At 66.1% G+C, this 21,659-nt stretch carries 18 protein-coding genes and 1 other RNA gene; 18 read left to right on the top strand and 1 reads right to left on the bottom strand.

The features are described from left to right. Positions 1-236 precede the first annotated feature (236 nt). Complete coding sequence (gene zwf / locus HNO79_RS09755) at positions 237-1,718, top strand: glucose-6-phosphate dehydrogenase (protein ID WP_214164826.1); 1,482 nt, start codon at positions 237-239, stop codon at positions 1,716-1,718. A 7-nt stretch (positions 1,719-1,725) separates the two neighbouring features. Continuing rightward, positions 1,726-2,181, top strand: a complete 456-nt coding sequence (locus HNO79_RS09750) for a hypothetical protein (RefSeq protein WP_010513024.1) — start codon at positions 1,726-1,728, stop codon at positions 2,179-2,181. Here the strand turns inward: HNO79_RS09750 and HNO79_RS09745 are convergent. Beyond that, on the bottom strand, positions 2,099-3,136 hold the full coding sequence (locus HNO79_RS09745; protein WP_214164827.1) for an alpha/beta hydrolase: 1,038 nt from the start codon (positions 3,134-3,136) through the stop codon (positions 2,099-2,101). The two genes, HNO79_RS09750 and HNO79_RS09745, sit on opposite strands and share 83 nt — an antisense overlap. A 103-nt stretch (positions 3,137-3,239) precedes the next feature. On the opposite strand from HNO79_RS09745, the gene rnpB reads away from it, so the two are divergent. From rnpB to ftsA, 16 genes are all read left to right on the top strand, one after another. Further along, positions 3,240-3,649: RNase P RNA component class A (rnpB, locus tag HNO79_RS09740), an RNA gene on the top strand. 330 nt (positions 3,650-3,979) lie between these two features. After that, positions 3,980-4,456 (top strand): division/cell wall cluster transcriptional repressor MraZ, encoded by a 477-nt coding sequence (mraZ, locus tag HNO79_RS09735; RefSeq protein WP_214164828.1) that lies wholly within the window; start codon positions 3,980-3,982, stop codon positions 4,454-4,456. Further along, positions 4,453-5,457, top strand: a complete 1,005-nt coding sequence (gene rsmH / locus HNO79_RS09730) for a 16S rRNA (cytosine(1402)-N(4))-methyltransferase RsmH (protein WP_214164829.1) — start codon at positions 4,453-4,455, stop codon at positions 5,455-5,457. Before mraZ ends, rsmH begins: the two co-directional genes overlap by 4 nt. Continuing rightward, a complete protein-coding gene (gene ftsL / locus HNO79_RS09725) occupies positions 5,454-6,245 on the top strand; it encodes a cell division protein FtsL (RefSeq protein ID WP_214164830.1) in 792 nt (263 codons plus the stop codon). Before rsmH ends, ftsL begins: the two co-directional genes overlap by 4 nt. A gap of 47 nt (positions 6,246-6,292) precedes the next feature. Further along, on the top strand, positions 6,293-8,302 hold the full coding sequence (locus tag HNO79_RS09720) for a peptidoglycan D,D-transpeptidase FtsI family protein (protein WP_214164831.1): 2,010 nt from the start codon (positions 6,293-6,295) through the stop codon (positions 8,300-8,302). A 5-nt stretch (positions 8,303-8,307) separates the two neighbouring features. Continuing rightward, positions 8,308-9,777, top strand: coding sequence for a UDP-N-acetylmuramoyl-L-alanyl-D-glutamate--2,6-diaminopimelate ligase (locus HNO79_RS09715; protein ID WP_214164832.1), 1,470 nt, complete (start codon positions 8,308-8,310; stop codon positions 9,775-9,777). Then, positions 9,774-11,165: a UDP-N-acetylmuramoyl-tripeptide--D-alanyl-D-alanine ligase gene (locus HNO79_RS09710; protein ID WP_214164833.1), complete on the top strand. Its 1,392-nt coding sequence runs from the start codon at positions 9,774-9,776 to the stop codon at positions 11,163-11,165. The genes HNO79_RS09715 and HNO79_RS09710 overlap by 4 nt, the downstream gene beginning before the upstream one ends. Then, complete coding sequence (mraY, locus tag HNO79_RS09705; protein WP_010513015.1) at positions 11,165-12,256, top strand: phospho-N-acetylmuramoyl-pentapeptide-transferase; 1,092 nt, start codon at positions 11,165-11,167, stop codon at positions 12,254-12,256. Before HNO79_RS09710 ends, mraY begins: the two co-directional genes overlap by 1 nt. Continuing rightward, positions 12,253-13,653 carry a UDP-N-acetylmuramoyl-L-alanine--D-glutamate ligase gene (gene murD, locus HNO79_RS09700; RefSeq protein ID WP_214164834.1) on the top strand — a complete coding sequence of 467 codons (1,401 nt, stop codon included), beginning with the start codon at positions 12,253-12,255 and terminating at the stop codon, positions 13,651-13,653. The genes mraY and murD overlap by 4 nt, the downstream gene beginning before the upstream one ends. Continuing rightward, the gene (locus HNO79_RS09695) at positions 13,650-14,816 is read left to right on the top strand and encodes an FtsW/RodA/SpoVE family cell cycle protein (RefSeq protein ID WP_010513013.1); all 1,167 of its coding nucleotides are present in this window, start codon (positions 13,650-13,652) and stop codon (positions 14,814-14,816) included. The genes murD and HNO79_RS09695 overlap by 4 nt, the downstream gene beginning before the upstream one ends. After that, positions 14,813-15,928 (top strand): UDP-N-acetylglucosamine--N-acetylmuramyl-(pentapeptide) pyrophosphoryl-undecaprenol N-acetylglucosamine transferase, encoded by a 1,116-nt coding sequence (locus HNO79_RS09690; RefSeq protein ID WP_214164835.1) that lies wholly within the window; start codon positions 14,813-14,815, stop codon positions 15,926-15,928. The genes HNO79_RS09695 and HNO79_RS09690 overlap by 4 nt, the downstream gene beginning before the upstream one ends. Before the next feature lie 32 nt (positions 15,929-15,960). Next, positions 15,961-17,409: a UDP-N-acetylmuramate--L-alanine ligase gene (gene murC / locus HNO79_RS09685; protein WP_010513011.1), complete on the top strand. Its 1,449-nt coding sequence runs from the start codon at positions 15,961-15,963 to the stop codon at positions 17,407-17,409. Continuing rightward, positions 17,406-18,374 carry a UDP-N-acetylmuramate dehydrogenase gene (gene murB / locus HNO79_RS09680; protein ID WP_244987496.1) on the top strand — a complete coding sequence of 323 codons (969 nt, stop codon included), beginning with the start codon at positions 17,406-17,408 and terminating at the stop codon, positions 18,372-18,374. The genes murC and murB overlap by 4 nt, the downstream gene beginning before the upstream one ends. Continuing rightward, the gene (locus HNO79_RS09675) at positions 18,371-19,312 is read left to right on the top strand and encodes a D-alanine--D-alanine ligase (RefSeq protein WP_200409526.1); all 942 of its coding nucleotides are present in this window, start codon (positions 18,371-18,373) and stop codon (positions 19,310-19,312) included. Before murB ends, HNO79_RS09675 begins: the two co-directional genes overlap by 4 nt. Continuing rightward, positions 19,309-20,244, top strand: a complete 936-nt coding sequence (locus HNO79_RS09670; protein ID WP_214164836.1) for a cell division protein FtsQ/DivIB — start codon at positions 19,309-19,311, stop codon at positions 20,242-20,244. The genes HNO79_RS09675 and HNO79_RS09670 overlap by 4 nt, the downstream gene beginning before the upstream one ends. Then, positions 20,241-21,644: a cell division protein FtsA gene (gene ftsA, locus HNO79_RS09665; RefSeq protein ID WP_010513006.1), complete on the top strand. Its 1,404-nt coding sequence runs from the start codon at positions 20,241-20,243 to the stop codon at positions 21,642-21,644. The genes HNO79_RS09670 and ftsA overlap by 4 nt, the downstream gene beginning before the upstream one ends. Positions 21,645-21,659 lie beyond the last annotated feature (15 nt).

Raw genomic sequence — 21,659 nt, 5'->3', positions numbered from 1 at the left:
CGTGATTGTGCCGTTCCGCGCCCGCCGGCACACATGAAGGGAATGTCACTAGGCGACGGGGTGGAACGGCGGGATTATCGCGCTGCCGCCCGATGGTCAATGCCAACTTGACAGCCCCGAGAGCCGGGCCGTAATCGAAGCGGCACGCCAGTATGCCGCATTTGCGTCATGCCCCATATACCGCGCATGCCCGGCGGGCATGCCTGGCACCATATACAGGCAGGAGGCCGACTTCCATGGCACATCTTCCCCCCGTTGACACCTTTGACTACATCGTTTTCGGCGGGACGGGTGACCTGACCATGCGCAAGCTGCTGCCTGCGCTGTATCACCGGTACCGTGACGGGCAGATCCCCGATGATTCGCGCATTATCGGTACCGCACGGTCCCCCCTGTCCCGCGCGGATTACCAGCAGCGCGCGCATGCGGCCCTGAACGAACATGTCCAGCCCGACGCGCTGGATGACGCAACGGTGCAGCGTTTCCTGAACATGGTGCATTATGTCAGCCTGAACGGCGCGGAAGCCGAAAGCGACTGGCCCGCGCTGAAGAACCTGCTGAACGCGGCGCCGCCCACCCGCATCCGGGTCTATTACCTGGCCACGTCGCCCGCGCTGTATGGGCAGATCTGTGAAAACCTGGATACGCAGGGGCTGATCACGGAACAGTCGCGCGTGGTGCTGGAAAAACCCATCGGCACCGACCTTGCCAGCGCGGAAGCGATCAATGACAGCGTGGGGCGGCACTTCCACGAAAACCAGATTTTCCGCATCGACCACTACCTTGGCAAGGAAACGGTCCAGAACCTGATCGCACTGCGCTTCGCCAACCCGGTGTTCGAACGCCTGTGGTCATGCGATGCGATCGAATACGTGCAGATCACCGCGGCCGAAACCGTAGGCGTGGAAGGGCGCGGTGCGTATTACGACCGTTCCGGCGCGCTGCGCGACATGATCCAGAACCATTTGCTGCAGGTGCTGTGCCTTGTGGCGATGGACCCGCCGGTTTCGCTGGAAGCCGACAGCGTGCGCAATGAGAAGCTGAAGGTGCTGCATGCGCTCCGGCCCATCCCGGCCGATGACGTGGCGATCTACACCTCGCGCGGGCAGTACATGCGCGGCACCATTGGCGAAAGGACGGTCAGCAGCTACCTGGAGGATCTGGGCGAAGGGGTGACGAGCGAGACGGAAACCTTTGTCGCACTGAAGGCCGAAATCCTGACATGGCGGTGGGGCAACGTGCCGTTCTACCTGCGTTCGGGCAAGCGCATGGCGGAAAAGTCCAGCGAAATCGTGATCCAGTTCAAGTCCGCGCCGTGGTCGATCTTCGCCAACCGGCCCGAACCCAACCGGCTGATCATCCGCATCCAGCCCGATGAGGGGGTGATGCTGTCGGTTTCCACCAAGGACCCCACGCCTACCGACAGCCTTGCGCTGCGCCAGGCCGACATCAACATCGAATTCGAAAAAGCCTTCAACATCCGCTATCCCGACGCCTATGAACGCCTGCTGCTGGATGTGGTGCGCGGGGACCCGATCCTGTTCATCCGCCGTGACGAAGTGGCCGCGGCGTGGCGCTGGATCGACCCGATCCTGCAGGGATGGAAGGAAAACAAGGCCCCGCTTGAACCCTACGCCGCAGGAACATGGGGCCCGGAAGGTGCGCGCAACCTGCTGTCGCAGTCAGGGCACCTGTGGCACGAGGACATGAAGAAATAATCCCCGCATGACCAGAGCCCCCACACCAACACCGCCGCGCCTGACCCGCAGGCGCGGCCCCGTCACCCTGAAACAGCGGATCGTGCGCCGGGTGCTCATGATCGTGCCCATGGCGGCCCTTGTCTTTCTGGTCGGCCGCATGGGCTGGCTGGATCAGGCGGCGGACAAGCTGACCTTTTCGCGCACAAGCTGGTTTGACAACACCGCGCTGGTCGAACATTTCCGCACCATCGTCACCCATAACGGCATGACGTCGGATTCCAAGGACTGCCTGCTGTTCGTGGTCAACGGCAATGACCCGCCGGACGCCACGCGCATCGACGTCATGGAAAAACATTCCGGCAAATGCCCCGGCGACCGTAACACCCTGCCACGCCTGTTTACGCTGCAGATCGATCGGATTGACCAGAAGGTGCAGACGGACTGGCAGTCACCGGGGGTCTTCCACCCGCTGCCGCGCTGACCACGCGCCCGCCGCGCAGGGCCCGCTTCAGGGCGTGGGCGCCATAGCGTATGGCCTCGCGCCCGGCGGGCAGGAAGGAATAGAAGTTCAGGAACCCGTGAACCGTCCCCCGCCATGTGCGGGTCTGCGCCACGCATCCGGCCTGCTGCATGGCGGCGGCATAGCCGGTACCCTCGTCATGCAGGGGATCGCATTGCGCCAGCCCGATCACCGCAGGCGCCAGTCCCGCCAGCGACCGGGCGTATATGGGTGCAAGACGCGGGTCGCGCAGGTCGGCGGGCGTGCGGATATACTGTTCGGCATACCATTCCATAAGCTTGGTCGACAGCATGTAGCCGCTGGCATAGGTCTGGCGCGATGGCACATCGCGTTCGCCATACAGTGACGGATAATACAGCAGTTGCATGGCCAGTTCCGGGCCGCCCCGGTCACGCGCCATCTGCGCCAGCACCGCGGCCAGCGTACCGCCCGCGCTGTCGCCCGCCACCGCGATCGGCCCGCCCCAGCGATGCGCCTCCCCCGCCAGCCACTGCAATGCGGCCCAGCAGTCATCCACCGCAACGGGGAAACGGTTTTCAGGCGCAAGGCTGTAGGCAATGGACAGCACCGCCGCCCCCGACTGCCGCGCCAGCCTGCAACAGATGCCATGATGCGAATTCAGCCCGCAATGCACATATCCGCCCCCATGCATGAACAGCACCACGCCATGCACCCGGCCATAGGGCACATACAGCCGCGCCGACAGCAGGCCATGGCTGCCGGGCACGCGGCATTCGACCACGCGCCGCACCTGCAGCGATGACAGCGCCATGGGAAAACATGGGCGGTCCAGCTTGCGGCGTATGTCCTCCAGCGTATGGGGAACTTCGGTACGGCGGCCGACGCGCAGCTTCATGCTCCCCAGCAGCAGGCGGGTCAGCAGGCCGGGACGGGACACGACGGTGGAATCTGGCATGGGCGCATCTCCGGCAGGGAAACGGAATTCAAAAGGGCATGGCCACCCCTTCCGTATCATTTATCGCTTGACGCAGGGGGCATGCACCGCCAGTTTCCGCATGCCAGACGGTCGGACGGTCGCTGTCGCGTGGTCATGCCGCGTGATGGAGGAAAGTCCGGGCTCCACGGAAAAACGGTGCCGGCTAACGGCCGGCGGGGGCGACCCCAGGGACAGTGCCACAGAAAACAGACCGCCCCCACGGCGGTGCCCGCAGCAATGCGGGCAGTGTTGAGGGCAAGGGTGAAACGGTGCGGCAAGAGCGCACCGCATCCATGGTAACATGGATGGCAGGGCAAACCCCACCGGGAGCAAGACCGAATAGGAACGACGGATGGGCCGCAAGGCGCCATCAGGGGTTTCCGCCCCGTCGTTCGGGTTGGTCGCGCAAGGTGTGCCGCAAGGTTCATCGCAGAGGAATGACCGTCCCGCCCCATGGGCGGACAGAACCCGGCTTACAGACCGTCTGGCATTTTTTCCTGTTTCTGCTGTGAATCGGGGCGCGCGGGGCGCTCTACCCAGAGTTGTTTACAAGTATTAATACCAAAGAACAAAACATAAACATATCACATTGCTGCCATATTGCGCGCCCTTTGCCCGCTTTACCTGCATCCCGACCCGCCAGTGCTGGAATAACTGCAGTTTTCAGCCATCTTTCCTACATCTTTAATTGACCACCCATAAAATCCCATGTTATCCCATGATCACACCGGACAGAGGGCGATCAGCCAGATCCTGGCGGCGTCGCCCGCGGGCGTTCCATCCGGTTCCTGAAATTCATGCCAAGGGAGGGCATCGCGCAGCGTGAGTGTATTCCTGGGCACACACCAGAACCGGCTGGATGCAAAAGGACGGGTTTCCATTCCCTCCGCATTCCGCACGGCGCTGCGTGCCAGGGCCAAATCGGGCGAGCCACTGGCCATACTGCGCCCGTCCCATCTGCACCCCTGCCTTGAGGCATGGCCCGCCGATGCATTTGCCGCACTGACCCGCCCGCTGGATGAAATGGATATTTTTTCCGAAGACCACGACGACCTCGCCACCGCGCTGTATGCCGATGCCTATCCATTCGAAGCAGACAAGGAAGGCCGCATCCTGCTGCCCGAAACGCTGCGCACATACGCGGGCCTGACGGATCAGGTCACCTTCATGGGGCTGGGCCGCACTTTCCAGATCTGGGATCCGCAGGCGGCCCTTGCACGCCGCACCACCGCGCGCGAACGCGCCCGCCGCCTGACTTCGGGCCGGGGCGTGGCCAGCGCCACGGGCACGCCGTCATGAACGGCCCCTTTCCCCCGCACGACCCCGAGCATGTGCCCGTCATGCTGGCCGAGGTCATGGAATACCTCGCCCCGCATGATGGCGGACGTTACGTGGACGGTACATTCGGCGGTGGCGGCTATGCCCGCGCCATCCTTGCCGCGTGCGACTGCCAGCTTTGGGGCATAGACCGCGACCCCGCTGCCATCGCACGTGGCACGGCCCTTGCCCCCGCCTTCCCCGACGCGCGGGGCGGCGGTTCGCGGCTGCACCTGCTTCATGGCGGGTTTGCCGACATGGCGGACCTGCTGGCGGACGACGGCGTCACGACGGTGGACGGCATCGTGCTGGACCTTGGCGTATCGTCCTACCAGATCGATGAGGCCGAGCGCGGTTTCTCATTCCGCATGGATGGTCCGCTGGACATGCGCATGAATGACACGGGACCGACGGCCGCCGACGTGGTCAACACCCTGCCTGAAAACGAACTGGCCGACATCATCTATCATTATGGCGAGGAACGGCTGTCGCGCCGCGTGGCCCGCGCCATCGTGGCCGCCCGGGCCGAGGCCCCGCTGCTGCGCACGTCGCAACTGGCCGATGTGGTGCGTTCGGTCGTGCGTCCAGACCGCTCGGGCATCGACCCTGCCACCCGTACGTTCCAGGGCCTGCGCATTCACGTCAATGACGAACTGGGCCAGATCACCCGCGTGCTGGAACAGGCCCCGCGCCTGCTTGCGCCCGGCGGCCGGCTGGTGGTCGTGTCGTTCCATTCGCTGGAGGACAGGCTGGTCAAGCAGGCCATGTCGCGGGCTGCGGGGCGCATGCCCGCCCCCTCGCGCCATGACCCGCGCGCCATGACCGCGCGCGCCGCGCCTGCAGATTTCAGGCTGCTGACCGGACGCCCCATCCGGCCGGGAGACGAAGAAACCCGCCGTAATCCACGTGCACGCAGCGCAAGACTGCGCGCGATGGAATGCATTGCCCCCTCATCCATTCCAGCATCGGAACCTGCCGAATGAGTCGGTTTGTCACGTTTTTCTGCGCCGTGGTGGCGGCGATATCGGGCCTGTTCCTGTATAACAAGAAACAGCAGACCACCGCGCTTGATCACCAGATCGCCCAGATCGTGGAACAGACCGAACACGTGCGCTCACAGACGGCCATGCTGCGTGCCGAATGGGCCATGCTGAACCAGCCCGACCGGCTGGGCACGCTGGCCAGCCGGTATGACAGGGGGCTGCAGCCCGTCACCCCCACGCAGTTCGTGCAGATGTCGGCGCTGGCGTCCCACATGCCTGCCCCCGGCAGCCCGATGCATCGCCCCGCCCCGGCCCCACGCGCCACCATGGTCGCAACACTTGCAGCAGATCATGTCGCGGTCCCGACGCCGCATGACATGACGCAGCACGTCGCCCCGCCGCTACCCGCGTCCCCGGCTGCGCCGCATGTCGATCACGTGGCGGCAGCCCCCCGTCACAGCGAACCCGCAGCACAGCATGACGCACTGGCCCGCGCCCTGGCGCAGAACGAGGTCAGGACGCCCGTGGCCCATCCCCCGGTGGTGGAACACGTCCATGCCCCCGAACGCCCGGTGGCCGTGGCGGCAGCAGAACCCACGCATGCGGCGGCCGTGCATGACAGCATCGTCTCCCCCACCCGCATGGGGGTCGGCAGCTATCATGCACACAGCCAGAACATAGCCGAGGCAGCCTGGCACCCCGTGGCGGCCCCCGTGCATATGGGTGGCAGTTCCCTTGGCACCCCGCATGTCAGCGCCCTGCCGCCACCGGTGCCTGTCAGCAACTGACTGACCCCTGTCCCACCACCCCGCCGGCCCACCGGCCCGGAACGCGCATGACCGACCCGAACCATGACCAGCCAGCCAGACGCGCGCAGGACACCATCCCTGTTGGTGGCAGCCTGCGTACGCTTATGGCGCAGGACCGGATGCATGCGCGCCTTGTGGTCGTGGCGGGGGTGTTCTGCATCCTGTTTTCGGCCATTGGACTGAAGCTTACGCTGGCGACGATCATCCGCCCCATGCCGCCCCAGCAGCAGCAGATTGCGCCACAGGTTCCCCCCATCCCCAAAAGCGACCCCAAGGGCATGATCGCGGGGGATATCGCGCTGCCGCAGGTGCACCGCGCATCGATCATCGACCGTAGCGGGCAGGTGCTTGCCATGTCGCTGCCGGTGGCGCAGGTCTATGCCAACCCGCAGGAAATGATCGACGCCACCGATGCGGCCCACAAGCTGAAAAGCGCCCTGCCCACCCTGAACGAAGAAGAAACGAAACGCCGCCTGTCGCTGAACAAGCAGTTCGTCTATCTGGCGCGTGACATTTCCCCGGCACAGGAACTGGCGATCAACAACCTGGGTATTCCGGGCATCTATTTCGAACCGGGCGAGCGCCGCCGCTACCCCATGGGCCGCGTGGCCGCCCAGATCCTCGGTGGCGTGGACATTGACGATCATGGCGTGGCGGGCGTCGAACGGTTTTTCGACAAACGGCTGGACAGCGACCGCGCACCGCTGCGCCTGTCTGTGGATGTGCGCGTGCAGAACGTGGTGCATGACGAACTTCAGTCCGCCATGGACACGTTCCAGGCCATCGGGGCGTGTGCCATCGTCATGGACGTGCACACCGGCGAGATCATAACCATGGTCAGCCTGCCCGATTACGATGCCAATGACTTTGGCCGCGCATCGCCTGATTCCCGCTTCAACCGCGCCGTGACCGGCATGTACGAACCCGGATCGACCTTCAAGCTGCAGACCGTGGCCATGGCCCTGCAGGAAGGGGTCGCGCACATATGGGACAGCTTTTCCAGCACGCCCATCAAGATCGGGCGCTTCACCATATCGGACATGAAGGCCGACCATTTCGCCCCGTGGCTGTCCCTGCCGGAGGTCATGGCCTATTCCTCCAACCCGGCGGCGGCGCACATCGCGCTGGATGCGGGGGCTGCGCGCCAGCAGGACTGGCTGCGCAACATGGGTTTCTTTTCCCGCGTGCCGGTCGAACTGCCCGAAGCGGGGCGGCCCATCATTCCTTCCGTCCATAACTGGGGCGTATCAACCACCATGACGGTCGCGTTCGGCCATGGCGTGGCCGAGCCCCCGCTTTCCATCGTCCGGGGCACGGCGGCGACCGCCAATGGGGGCTTCCTGCTCAGGCCCACGCTGGTCGCGGCGGAGGCCAGCCACGACGGGACGACGCCCGACGCGCCGGATGCGGCACCCGGCATGCCCGCTGATGCCGAACGCCTGATTTCGGCCGCCAATTCGGACATCCTGCGCAAGATCCTGCGTCTGGACGTGGCGAAGGGCACGGGCCAGAAGGCGGAATCCCCCGGTTATTATGTAGGCGGCAAGACGGGGACCGCGGAAAAGATCGGCCCGCATGGCGGCTACCTCAAGCACGTCAACGTCTCCGCCTTTACCGGCATTTTCCCCATGAACGCGCCGCGTTACGCGATCTATGTCATGCTGGACAGCCCCAAGCCCACGGCCCAGACCCATGGCTGGACCACGGCAGGCTGGAACGCGGCCCCCACGGCGTCGCACATGATTACGCGCATTGCCCCCATGCTGGGCCTGTTCCCCGACACGCAGCATACTGCGGCGATCGAGGCCTCGCTGGCCATTCCCATGAAGCCCGCCGTGCCGCGTGGCTATCGCGCGCTGGGCCCGGGCTATGATCCGGGCACGGCCCACCTGCATGAGCATGAACGCGAGGCGACGGGCCGCCATGCGCATACGTCCCGCGGCACTGCCGATACGGCACAGGTTCCCGCCCGTAACCTGCATGCCCGCAACGATGTGGACAGCCTGCCCGCCCCACACCTGCGCAACAGGGGATGAGAGCAATGCGCCTGCCTGAAGTCCTGCGCCGTTCCGGCGTGGAGACACCCGTGCCCGCCGGGGCGGACCACCTGTCCATTACCGGCATCACCGCCGACAGCCGCGCCATCCGTCCCGGCATGATCTTCGCCGCGCTGCATGGCACGCACATGGATGGCCGGTCCTATATCCCGCAGGCCGTGGCCAGCGGGGCCGTGGCCGTGCTGCTGGACATGTCGCCCTGTCACGTGCCTGCAGGCATTGTGGCGATACGGGTGCCGGACGCACGCCGCACGCTGGCGCTGGTCGCACGCGTGCTGACGCCGCATGTCCCGGAATGCATCGCAGCGGTCACCGGTACGAACGGCAAGACCAGTACCGTGGAGTTCCTGCGCCAGATCTGGGCGCTGCGGGGGTATGCTGCGGGCACCATTGGCACGTTGGGGGCCGTCGCCCCCTGCGCCCTGCCCGATTGCGGGCCGGTGCTGACCACGCCGGACAGCGTTGGACTGATGCGCCTGCTGGGCGCCATGGCGGAAAATGGCGTGGGCCACGTGGCGATCGAGGCATCATCCCACGGGCTGGAACAACGCAGGCTGGACGGACTGGCGCCCTATGCCGCGGGCTTCAGCAACCTGACCCGCGACCATCTGGATTACCACGGCACGACCGAACATTACCGCGCGGCGAAACTGCGGCTGTTTGACACCATCCTGCCCGAAGGCGGCATTGCCGCCATCAACGCGGACATGGACGTGGCCACCTGTACTGCGATTACCGACATCGCCCGACGCCGCGACCTTGTCCTGCGCAGTACTGGCGAACAGGGCGCAACCCTGCGCCTGCTGGGTGCATGCCCCACCCCCACGGGTCAGGTCCTGCGCATCGCCACCGCCGCCATGGTGCATGAGGTCACGGTGCCGCTGGTAGGCCGTTTCCAGGTGGATAACATGCTGCTGGCCGCAGCCATGGCGGACAGGGACGTGGACGGGCCGGACAGGGCCGTGCCCCTGCTGGCCCAACTGCGTGGCGTACGGGGACGGATGGAACAGGTTGCGGTCCTGTCCAGCGGGGCTGCGGCATATGTCGATTACGCCCATACACCCGATGCGCTGGAACGCCTGCTGCTGTCCCTGCGCCCGCATACTCACGGCCGCCTGGTGGTGGTCATGGGGGCGGGCGGCGACCGCGACCGGGGCAAGCGGCCCGTCATGGGGGAAACCGCCACCCGCCTGGCCGACCGGGTGATCGTGACCGACGACAACCCCCGCACGGAACAGCCTGCCGCCATTCGCGCCGCGATCATGGCGGCCGCACCCGGCGCGACCGAAATCGGGGACCGGCGTCAGGCGATCGCCGCCGGGCTGGACATGCTGGATGCAGGCGACGTGCTGGTGGTCGCGGGCAAGGGACATGAACAGGGACAGGTCGTGGGCCACGATGTCCTGCCATTTGATGATGCCACGGTCATCCGTGGCCTGACGGGGAATGAATGACACTGCTATGGAACCGCGCGGACCTGCTGGCCGCGACATCGGGGCATTTTCCCTCAGCATCGCACGCGGACATTGCCGGAACCGGCGTCTCGATCGATACGCGCACACTGCAGCCCGGTGACGTGTTCATTGCGCTGAAGGGCGAAAACAGCAACGGGCATGCCCATGTCGCGGCAGCACTGGATGCGGGGGCGGCGGCGGTCGTGGCGCATGAACCGTGTGGCGATGATCCGCGCATCCTGCATGTGGACGACACGCTGGTGGCCATGCAGGACATGGCGCGTTTCGCCCGCATGCGCTTTGCAGGACGCATGGTGGCGGTGACCGGCAGCGTGGGCAAGACATCGGTCAAGGACATGCTGCGCCATGCCCTGCAGGCCTGCGGCCCCACGCATTATGCCGTGGCGTCGTACAACAACCACTGGGGCGTGCCGCTGACGCTGGCGCGCCTGCCCGCCACGGCTGCGTACTGTGTATGTGAAATCGGGATGAACCACCCCGGCGAAATCGCGCCACTGGCCGCCATGGTGCAGCCTGATGTCGCGGTCGTGACGACGGTTGCCTCCTCACACCTGGGGCTTATGGGCAGCATCGACGCCATTGCGCGTGAAAAGGCGGAAATCCTGCTGGCCCTGCCCCGTGGCGGGACCGGCATCGTGCCCCATGACGTGACCGGCGCCGCATATTTCCGAGCCAATGCCGCCACCGCGGGCGCCACGCTGTGGTGGGCGGGGACGACGGCGGACTGCACCGTGCAGGCAACGGACGTGAAATCCGATGCACATGGCAGCGGGTTCGACCTGCGCCTGCCCGGCTGGCAGGGACATGCACGGGTGAACGCGCCGGGGCGGCACATGGCCGGGAACGCGATGCTGGCGCTGGCTGCGGCACATGCGCTGGGCGCGGACATGGGCCATGCGGTCGCGGGACTGGCCACCTTCCACCCCGGCGCGGGGCGCGGGGCGATGGCAAGGGTGATGCATGACAAGGTTACCCTGCTGGATGAAAGCTACAATGCATCACCCGCATCCGTTCAGGCGGCCCTGGACCTGCTGGGGCTGGTTGCCACGGGGCGGCGTATCGCTGTCCTGGGTGACATGCTTGAACTGGGCGCGTTTGCACGGCATGAGCATGTCTCCCTTCTCCCTGCCGTCCGCGCGAACGCGGATATTGTCTTCTGTTGCGGCCCGAATATGAAAACACTCTTTGACACCCTACCTTCTTCCCTACAGGGGGGGTGGACGCCTGATTCCCGCCAGCTTGCGCCGCTGGTTCATGCCGCCCTGCGCGCGGGCGATACCGTTATGGTCAAGGGCAGCCTTGGCAGCCGGATGCGCCATGTCGTTGCCGCCATCGCGGCAGATGATGCGTGGGTGGGACAGGCCTGATGCTGTATGATCTGTTCCAGCAGCATGCGGGGGCGCATACCTCCATGCTCAACCTGTTCCGCTACATTACCTTCCGTTCCGGGGCCGCGTGCCTGACCGCGCTGGTGATCAGCCTGTGCCTTGGCAACCCGCTGATCGCGCAGCTGCGCCGCATCCAGCGTGGGGGCCAGCCCATCCGTAAGCTTGGCCCCGAACGCCACCTGATCGAAAAGGTGGGCACCCCCACCATGGGCGGCGTGCTGATCCTGATCTCGCTGTTCGGGTCCACACTGCTGTGGGCGGACCTGACCAACGGCTTTGTCTGGGCCGTCATGCTGATCACGCTGGCATTCGGCGCGGTGGGCTTTGCCGATGATTACCTGAAGCTGTCGCGCCGCAATACCGACGGCGTGTCCAAGCGCATGCGGCTGGGGTGTGAGTTCGGTGCCTCCCTGATTGGCGGGATCTGGCTGGAACACATGATGCCGCCGGACCTTGCCAACCACCTTGCCTTCCCGTTCGTCAAGGACCTGCTGCTGCCACTGGGCTATGCCTTCCCGATCTTCGCCATGATCACCATCACGGGCTTTGGCAACGCCGTGAACTTTACCGACGGGCTGGACGGGCTGGCCATCGTGCCGGTCATTATCGCGGCCCTTGTGTTCGCGCTGATTTCCTACCTTGTGGGCAACCACGTCTTTGCCGACTACCTGCAGCTGCATGCCGTGCCGGGAACGGGGGAACTGGGGGTCTTCTGTTCAGCGCTTGTAGGCGCGGGGCTTGGGTTCCTGTGGTTCAACGCGCCGCCTGCGGCCGTATTCATGGGGGACACAGGGTCGCTGGCGCTGGGCGGCGCGCTGGGGGCGGTGGCCGTCGCGGTCAAGCATGAGCTGGTGCTGTGCATCGTGGGTGGCCTGTTTGTGGTGGAGACGTTTTCCGTCATCATCCAGGTGTTCTGGTACAAGCGCACCGGGCGGCGCGTGTTCCTGATGGCGCCGCTGCACCATCATTTTGAAAAGAAGGGCTGGGCGGAATCCAAGATCGTCATCCGCTTCTGGATCGTGTCCATCGTGCTGGGGCTGTGTGGTCTGGCCACGCTGAAACTGCGGTGAGCATGGCGTTCCCCCCCACCCTGCTGGCGGCCCATCATTATGGCGTGGCCGGTCTGGGCCGCAATGGCGCCGCTGCCGTCACCGCCCTGCTGGCAATGGGGGCCAGCGTGCAGGCATGGGACGACCGGGCGGATGCGCGCGCCGCCCTTGCGCCGCACGACCGGCTGACGGTCGCACCGTTCGAAAACATGCTGGGACTGGCGGGGCTGGTCCTGTCGCCGGGCATTCCGCACAACCTGCCCAGCCCCCACCCGCTGGCGCGCATGGCGGTGGAAGCGGGGGTGCCGATCCTGTCGGATGCGGAACTGCTGTTCCGCGCCGTCCGCGCCGCGGGCAGCCGCGCGCGGTTTGCGGGCATTACCGGTACCAATGGCAAATCGACCACCACGGTGCTGCTGGCCCACATGCTGGCCGGGTGCGGCATGCCGGTTGCGGCCGGCGGCAACCTTGGGCCTGCGGCACTTTCCCTGCCGCTGCTGCCCGATGACGGAGTGTACGTGCTGGAAATGTCGTCCTACATGCTGGAACGGCTGGACCAGATGCACTTCAATGTCGCCTGCCTGCTCAACCTGACACCGGACCATCTGGACCGTCATGGCGACATGGCGGGGTATATCGCCGCCAAGCTGCATGTATTCGACCACCAGCACGCGGGCGACCTGGCAGTGCTGGGCGATACGCTGCCTGATTACGATACGATCCGCCGGCGGCTTGCTGCGACGCGCACCACCATCGCCCGCGTCAGTGGCGCGGACATGCCGCAATGCGACCTGTACTGCACGCCGGGCGCGCTGTGTGACCATGCGGGCGTCATTGCCGACCTGCGTGCGGTCCATGACCTGCCCGGCGCCCATAACCGCGAGAACGCGGCCGCCGCGACCGCCATGGCGCTGCATCTGGGCATGCCGCGCGCGGCGGTGGAACCAGCCCTTGTATCCTTCAGCGCGCTGGACCACCGGCAGAAGACCGTGGGCAGCGTTGATGGCATCCGCTTCATCAATGACAGCAAGGCCACCAATGCGGACGCGACCGCGCGCGCGCTGGCGTGCCATGACCGGATGGTGTGGATCGCAGGCGGCATGGCCAAGGCGGGCGGGATCGAGGAACTGGCCCCCCTGTTCAGCCGCGTGGCCCTGGCACTGCTGATCGGGCGCGATGCGCCGGTGCTGGCGGCGACACTGGCCCGCCACGACGTTCCTCACCGCATTGTCGATACCCTTGACCGTGCCGTGCCCCAGGCACTGGACAGCGCGCGCGAACTGGGCGCCGATACCGTGATGCTGTCGCCCGCCTGCGCCAGTTTCGACCAGTTCAGCGGGTTCGAGGCGCGTGGCGAGCATTTCGCGCAACTGGTGCGCGGGCTGGCCACCGGCAGGGATGGAACCACCCCCGCATGAGCGGCATGTCGCGCATAAACACGTCGCAGCCGGCACGGTGGTGGCGCAGCATCGACCGGGTCACGCTGATCTGCGTGGGGATCCTGATCGGGTTCGGCTACATCCTGATGCTGGCCGCCAGCCCCGCCGTGGCCGTGCGTATCGGTGCATCGCGCGACATGTTCATTTTCAAGCAGGTGTGCTTCCTGCTGCTGGCGGCGATCATTGTCATCGCCACGTCCATGATGTCGCTGCGCGCGGTCAGGCTGACGGGATGGATCGGATTCGCGCTGGCGCTGGCGGCGACATTCATGACGCTGGTGCACGGGATCGAGATCAAGGGCGCGCGGCGGTGGATCGCGCTGCCCATGATGTCGGTGCAGCCGTCGGAATTCCTCAAGCCATTCTTTGCCGTGGTCACGGCATGGCTGCTGACCGAACGCCGGACGCGACGGTATTTTCCCGGCATGCTGGTGGCGATCGGGCTGTTCGCGCTGGTGCTGCTTTTGCTGAAATCACAGCCCGATATCGGGATGCTCAGCGTCATCACCACGGTTTTCCTGACCCAGCTGTTCATTGACGGGCTGAGCCTGTTCCTGGTCGGGGCGGGGGTGGCGGCCATGGTCGCGGCGTTTGTGGGCGCGTACATGGTGTTCCCGCACGTGCGGTCACGCGTGGAGCGGTTCCTGCACCCCGCCGTGGGGGACCATTACCAGATCGATACCGCGCTGCGGGCCTTTGGCAATGGCGGGCTGCTGGGCCGTGGCCCCGGCGAGGGCCGGGTGAAGGACCTGCTGCCCGATGCGCATGCCGACTTCGTCTTCGCCGTGGCGGGGGAGGAATTCGGCATGCTGGTGTGCCTGTTCATCATCGGGGTGTTTGCCACCATCGTCATCCGCACGCTGCTCAAGCTGCTGCATGAAAACGACCCGTTCATCACGGTGGCGACGGCGGGGCTTGTGACCGGCTTTGGCCTGCAGGCCTTTGTCAACATGGGGTCCACGCTGCACCTGATCCCGACCAAGGGCATGACGCTGCCCTTCATTTCCTATGGTGGTTCCTCCGCCATGTCGGTTGCGCTTACAATCGGCCTGGTGCTGGCGCTGACCCGCAACCGGGTGGGCGAAGGCCGGTTCGGGCAGTTTGGTCCGCCCCCCTCTCCATCGCAGAAAGCATCGTCATGACCCGTCACTGCATTGCTGTCGCGGCCGGAGGCACCGGCGGCCATTTTTTCCCAGCCGAGGCACTGGCCTGTGAACTGGTGCGCCGGGGGCATGACATCATCCTCATGACCGACCGGCGCGCCGGCATGCGCGAGACCGGGGTCTTTGCCGGGCGGCAGCAGTTTGTCCTGCCCGGCGCGGGGATCGCGGGGCGCGGCATCATCCGCGCGGCACGCGCGGCCGTGGCGCTGGGGCGCGGGGTGATGCAGGCGCGCGGCATCCTGTCGCGCATCCGGCCTTCGGCCATCATCGGGTTCGGGGGGTATCCGTCCGTGCCACCGCTGCTGGGCGGCAGCCTGCTGCCCAAGGGACGGCGGCCGCTGCTGTTCATTCACGAAGGCAATGCCGTGCTGGGTAAGGCCAATACCTTCCTTGCCCCGCGCATGAATGGCATCGCGACATCGTTTCCCGTCGTGGCGGGCGTGCCTGAGGGGATTCCCGCCACCCTGACGGGCATGCCGGTACGGCCCGATATCGCGGCCCTGGCGGGGGAAGGCTACGCCCCCTCCAACGGGGTGATCAACCTGCTGGTGTGGGGAGGGTCGCTGGGCGCGCGCGTGTTCAGCGACGTGGTGCCCCCTGCCCTTGCCGCCCTTTCCCCGGCCCTGCGCGCGCGCGTGCAGGTAACACAGCAGGCGCGCGCGGAAGATGTGGAGCGCGTGCGCGACGCCTATCGCGCGGCGGGCATTCCAGCGATGATCGCCCCGTTCCTTGACAACGTGCCCGACCGCCTGCGCGCGGCCCATCTGGTCATTGGCCGGGCAGGCGGGTCATCGGTTGCGGAACTGGCTGTTGCGGGCCGCCCGTCGCTGCTGGTGCCGCTGCCCATTGCCGCGCGTGATGAACAGGGGGCAAATGCGCAGGCACTGTGCGACGCGCATGCGGCATGGATGATCCGCCAGCCCGATTTCACCGCCCCTGCCCTGACGCAGCGCCTGACGGAACTGCTGGCCGACCGTGACCTGCTGGCCCGCACGGCGCAGGCGGCGGCTGCCCTTGGCCGCCCCGACGCCGCCGCCCGTCTGGCGGACATGATAGAAGCCCGCTTGCCTGACCTGCCCCGCACCGCTTAATTCCGCCTGCGCGAACACGGAGACCTGATTACATGAGAGCCCTGCCCCTTTCCATTGGCACCATCCACTTCGTCGGCATTGGCGGAATTGGCATGTCCGGCATTGCCGAAGTGCTGCACATGCTTGGCTATGCGGTGCAGGGTTCCGACATTGCCGAAAGTGCGAATGTCGCGCGCCTGCGCGCCGCCGGCATTCCCGTGACCATCGGCCATGACGCCGCCAACCTGGGCAATGCGCAGGTCGTGGTGACCTCCACCGCCGTCAAGCGCGACAACCCTGAAGTAGTGGCCGCGCGCGCGCGGCTGATCCCGGTGGTGCGGCGGGCGGAAATGCTGGCGGAACTCATGCGCCTGCGGTGGTCGGTGGCGGTGGGTGGCACGCATGGCAAGACCACCACCACCAGCCTTGTCGCCGCCGTGCTGGAAGCGGCGAAGCTGGACCCCACGGTCATCAATGGCGGCATTATCGAAGCCTACGGCACCAACACCCGCATGGGGTCGGGCGACTGGATGGTGGTCGAGGCCGATGAGAGCGACGGCTCCTTCCTGCGCCTGCCCTCCGTCATTACGGTCGTGACTAACATGGACCCCGAACACCTGGACCACTGGGGCACTGAAGAAGCCATGCAGGCGGCGTATGACCAGTTCGTCTCCAACATCCCGTTCTACGGCTTTGCCGTCCTGTGCATCGACCATCCCGCCGTGCAGCAGATGATCCCGCGCCTGTCTGACCACCGGATCATCACCTACGGCTTTTCCCCACAGGCGGACGTACGCGCGGAAAAGGTGATTACCGACAAGCTGGGGGCGACGTTCGAGGTCGTGATCACCAACCGCAACCGCAACCGTTCGCGCCGGGCCGGGCCGTTCCGCCTGCCCATGCTGGGCCACCACAACGTGCAGAACGCGCTGGCGGCCATTGCGGTGGGCACCGAGATGGAAATAGACGACGCCACGATCCGCTCCGCCTTTGCCGCGTTCCGTGGGGTGAAGCGCCGCTTCACCCGCACGGGGGAAACCGGCGGCATCACCATCATCGACGATTACGGCCACCACCCTGTGGAAATCGCCGCCGTGCTGAAGGCCGCACGGCAGGCGGGGGCCGGCAACGTGATCGCGGTCATGCAGCCACACCGGTATTCGCGGCTGAAAACCCTGTTCAACGAATTCTGCACCTGCATGAACGACGCGGGCACCGTCATCATCGCTGATGTCTATGCCGCGGGCGAACAGCCGATCGAAGGCATTGACCGTGATGCGCTGGTCGAGGGCCTGCGCGAACGCGGGCACCGCTCCGTCGTACCGCTACCGGGGCCGGAACACCTTGCGGAAATGATCAATGCCATCGCCCGGCCGGGTGATTTCGTGGTCTGCCTGGGTGCGGGCAGCATCACCAACTGGGCGCAGGCGCTGCCCGCGCAGCTGGCGGAACTGCAGGGCATCGCCCACGCCCCGGCCCAGAAGGCGGACGCCCATTCATGACCACCGCCCCCGCCATACTGCCGCAATGGGCACAGGTTCTGGACACGGATGATTTCCGCCCGCGTGGCCGCCTGACGCCACAGGCCCCCCTTGGCCCGCGCACGTGGTTCCGTGTGGGAGGGGCTGCGGAATTGCTGTTCCAGCCCGCCAGCGCCGAGGACCTGGCGCAGGTCATGAAGCGCCTGCCGCTGGAGGTTCCCGTCCTGCCGCTGGGTGCGTGTTCCAACGTGATCGTGCGCGATGGCGGGATCGACGGAATGGTCATCCGCCTTGCGCGCGGGTTTTCCACCATCACGCGTGATGGTGACGGGCTGGTCGTGGGCGCAGCCTGTCTGGATATGACGGTTGCCGAACACGCGGCGGAAGCGGGCCTGTCGGGTCTGGAATTCCTTGCGGGCATTCCGGGTTCGATCGGCGGGGCCGTGGCCATGAACGCGGGTGCATACGGGTCGGACATGTCGGCGGTACTGGACTGGGTGGAAGTGGTGACGCGTGATGGCAGGCTTCTGCGCCTGCCTGCAGCCTCGCTGGATTTCGGCTACCGCCACGCCACCCTGCCCCCGCAGTCGGTCGTGGTGCGGGTGCGGCTGAACGCGATGGTGGCGCCGCCTGCCATCATCCGCCAGCGAATCGATGAAATCCGCACGGCGCGGGAGGCGGCGCAGCCTGTGCGTGCCCGGACCGGCGGCTCCACCTTCCGCAATCCCGCCCCTGACGAATCGCAACGCAAGGCATGGGAACTGATTGATGCGGCCGGCTGTCGCGGCCTGACGGTGGGCGGTGCGCAGATCAGTGAAAAACACTGCAATTTCATGCTGAATACCGGCAACGCAACCGCAGCCGATCTTGAGCAGCTGGGCGATACCGTGCGCCAGCGCGTGCATGACCACACGGCGGTCACATTGCGCTGGGAAATCAAACGCATCGGTCGCCCCGCCACGCACAGGATGGGAGAAAGCGCATGACGGCCCGCCGGGTTTCCGTACTGATGGGCGGTATGTCCGCCGAACGCGAGGTCAGCCTTGCCAGCGGGCGCAACGTGGCCGATGCCCTGCGCGGGCTTGGACATGACGTCCGCTGCATTGACGCGGGCCCGGACCTGCTGGCCATTGTAAGCGACCTGCAGGCCCACCGCCCGGACGTGGTGTTCAACGCCATGCATGGCAGGTTTGGCGAGGACGGGTCGATCCAGGGCGTGCTGGACTGGATGGGCATCGCCTACACCCATTCCGGCGTGCGGGCGTCGGCCACCGCCATGGACAAGGACGCGGCCCGCACCGTGTTCATGGCCGCGGGGCTGCCTGTCGCCGCCGGACTGGTCCTGACACCCACGCAGCTTGAACCGGCGGACCCGATCCCCGCCCCGTACGTGGTCAAGCCGCTGAACGAAGGGTCATCGGTCGGCGTTGACATCATCCACCCCGGCAGCAACCGCCGCGCAACGCTGGCACGGGGATGGACGTTCGGCACGCACATGCTGGTGGAAGAATACATTCCGGGACGGGAACTGACCGTGGGCGTGCTGGAAGACCGTGCTCTGACGGTGACCGACATCACCCCGACCGGCAGCGGCCCCAGCTTTTATGACTATCAGGCCAAATACGCCGCTGGCGGGTCATGCCATGAACTGCCTGCGCGCATCCATCCCGAAGCCTTTGAACAGGCGCGCGAACTGGCGCTGGCCGCCCACCGCGCGCTGGGTTGCCGGGGGGCCAGCCGCACGGATTTCCGTTATGACGACACGGCGGGGGCGGACCGGCCCGGCCGGCTTGTCATTCTGGAAACCAATACCCAGCCGGGCATGACGCCAACCTCCCTGCTGCCGGAACAGGCGGCGGCCTGCGGCATGGACTATGCCGCGCTGTGCCAGTGGATGATCGACCACGCGACCTGCCGTACATGAGGCGACCGACCGACAGCAGCGACCGCCCTTCCCGGCTTTCGATCTTCCTGCGCCGCCAGAAACGCCTGCTGCGTCCGTTACTGCTGGTGCTGGTGCTGCTCGGGCTTGGGGTGGGCTGCGTTACGGCGTTCCGGCATTTCGGGTCTGACCCGCGTTTCGCGCCGCTGCGCGGGCGGATCATCAACATGCTGCCGCTGCGCATTACCGAAATTGACGTGACGGGCTGCGTGCTGACCAGCGAACCCTCGCTGCAGCAGGCGCTGGGCGTGCGCACGGGGGACTTCATCCTCGGCTTTTCCGTGGCTGCCGCGCGCGAGCGCATCGACGCGCTGCCGTTTGTCGATCATTCGGTGGTGGAACGTCACCTGCCCGGCACCATCATCATCCACCTGTTTGAACGCCGCCCCTTTGCCGTATGGCAGAACCACGGGCATTTCATGCTGATCGACCGCGAAGGCAATCAGGTGCGCGACCAGGGCATGACCGGCAAGGACGCCGAAGCCTTCATGCAGCTGCCGCTGGTTGTTGGCCCCGATGCCAACACCGCCGCCGCCGCCCTGATTGATGAACTGTCGGCCCAGCCGGAGGTACGCAGCCATGTCGTGGCCGCATCCCGCGTGGGCCAGCGGCGGTGGAACCTGACGCTGCGCAACGGCACGACCGTGCTGCTGCCCGAAGGGCAGGAGGTTGCGGCACTGAAGCGTCTTGCACAATTGCAGGAAAACATAAAAATACTGGACCGGCCGGTGATCGCCATCGACATGCGCCTGCCTGACCGCCTGATCGTGCGTGAAGCGCCCCCTGCCCCGAACGACAATACCGACCGGGACAAGGGCGACACGCCGCCGCAGGCCGACCCCACCGGGGATCAGGATACTTCCGCGCCATGGCTTTCTTCCCCCCAGACCGGTCCAAGACGGAGGCGGGCATGACTTATCCAGTGCCGGGACCGGTCAGGACGACCCTTCCCGCGACAAAGACCACCACGGCAGCCGCCCCGGTTCCCGCCATCCGGGAGGCCGGAACGCCTGCGCGCGCGCCCCGGCCGCGGCCTGCGCTGTCCCTTGTCCCCGAGGGCGAACGCCTGCCGACACGCAAGCTGCGCACGGGACCGTTCAGCGTGCTGGATATCGGGTCCACCAAGATCGTCTGCCTGATCGGGCGGGGGGAGCCTGACAACACCATCCGCATCCTCGGCCATGGGTGGCGGCGGTCGCATGGCGTGCGTTCGGGCGGAATCGTTGACCTGCGCGAGGCGGAAAGCGCCATCCGCGCCGCCGTGGCGCAGGCGGAGGACATGGCGACGGAACGCCGGGACTCGATTTTCGTCAATCTGTCCTGCGGCCACCCCGAAAGCCGGCACATCAACGCGCGCTGGTCCGTGGGTGGACGCGAGATCACGGGCAACGATGTCAGCCGGATCATAACCGAGGGCCGCATGCGCGCGGTGTCGGAAGGGCGTTCGGCCATCCATACCCTGCCGCTGGATTACGCGGTGGACGATACGCAGGAAGTGCTGGACCCGCGCGGGCACCTGTGTGACCTGCTGTCGGCGCGGCTGCATGTGATCGACGCCAACACCACCGCGCTGCGCAACCTGGAGGCCGTACTGTCGCGTGTGGAGCTGAAGATCGAGGGCATGGTGTCGTCTCCCCTCGCATCCGGGCTTGCGGTGATGAACGAGGACGAACGCAACCTTGGCGCAACCGTGGTGGACATGGGCGGTGGCACCACCTCCATCGGGGTGTTCGGTGAAGGCCGGCTGCTGCATACCGCCACGATTCCCGTGGGGGGGCTGCACATCACGCGCGACATCGCGCACGGGCTGTCCACCTCCATCGACAATGCCGAGCGGCTGAAAACCATGCACGGGTCCGCCGAACTTCTGGCGGGCGACGATCACAATCCCATTCTTGTGCAGTTGATTGGTGACAACGACCATCATTATGTCAGAATTCCCCGCGCAAAGATTGTCTCGATCATACATCCGCGCGTGGAGGAAACCCTGGAGATGGTACGTGACAGGCTGGAAATGGCCGCCGTCGGCCCCGCGTCGGACGGGCGGGTGATCCTGACGGGCGGCGGATCGCTGCTGGAGGGAATCGGGCCGATGGCGGCGCGTATCCTGAACCGGCAGGTGCGCCTTGGCCGTCCGCGGCGCATTGTCGGCCTGCCCGAAAACGCGGCGACGTGGCCGATGTTCTCCACATCCGCGGGACTTCTGGCCTGGGCCGCGGGGGCAGCGGATGAAATGGGCGAACCCGACGTCCGTGATACCCGCCCCGGCAGCCTTGTCAGACGTTTCGTGGATTTCATACGCGACAGGGTATGATCTTGCGTAAAAACC

It is taken from the genome of Komagataeibacter oboediens (assembly GCF_018491655.1).
Taxonomy (GTDB): domain Bacteria; phylum Pseudomonadota; class Alphaproteobacteria; order Acetobacterales; family Acetobacteraceae; genus Komagataeibacter; species Komagataeibacter oboediens.
This window is presented reverse-complemented; position numbering and strand designations above follow the sequence as displayed.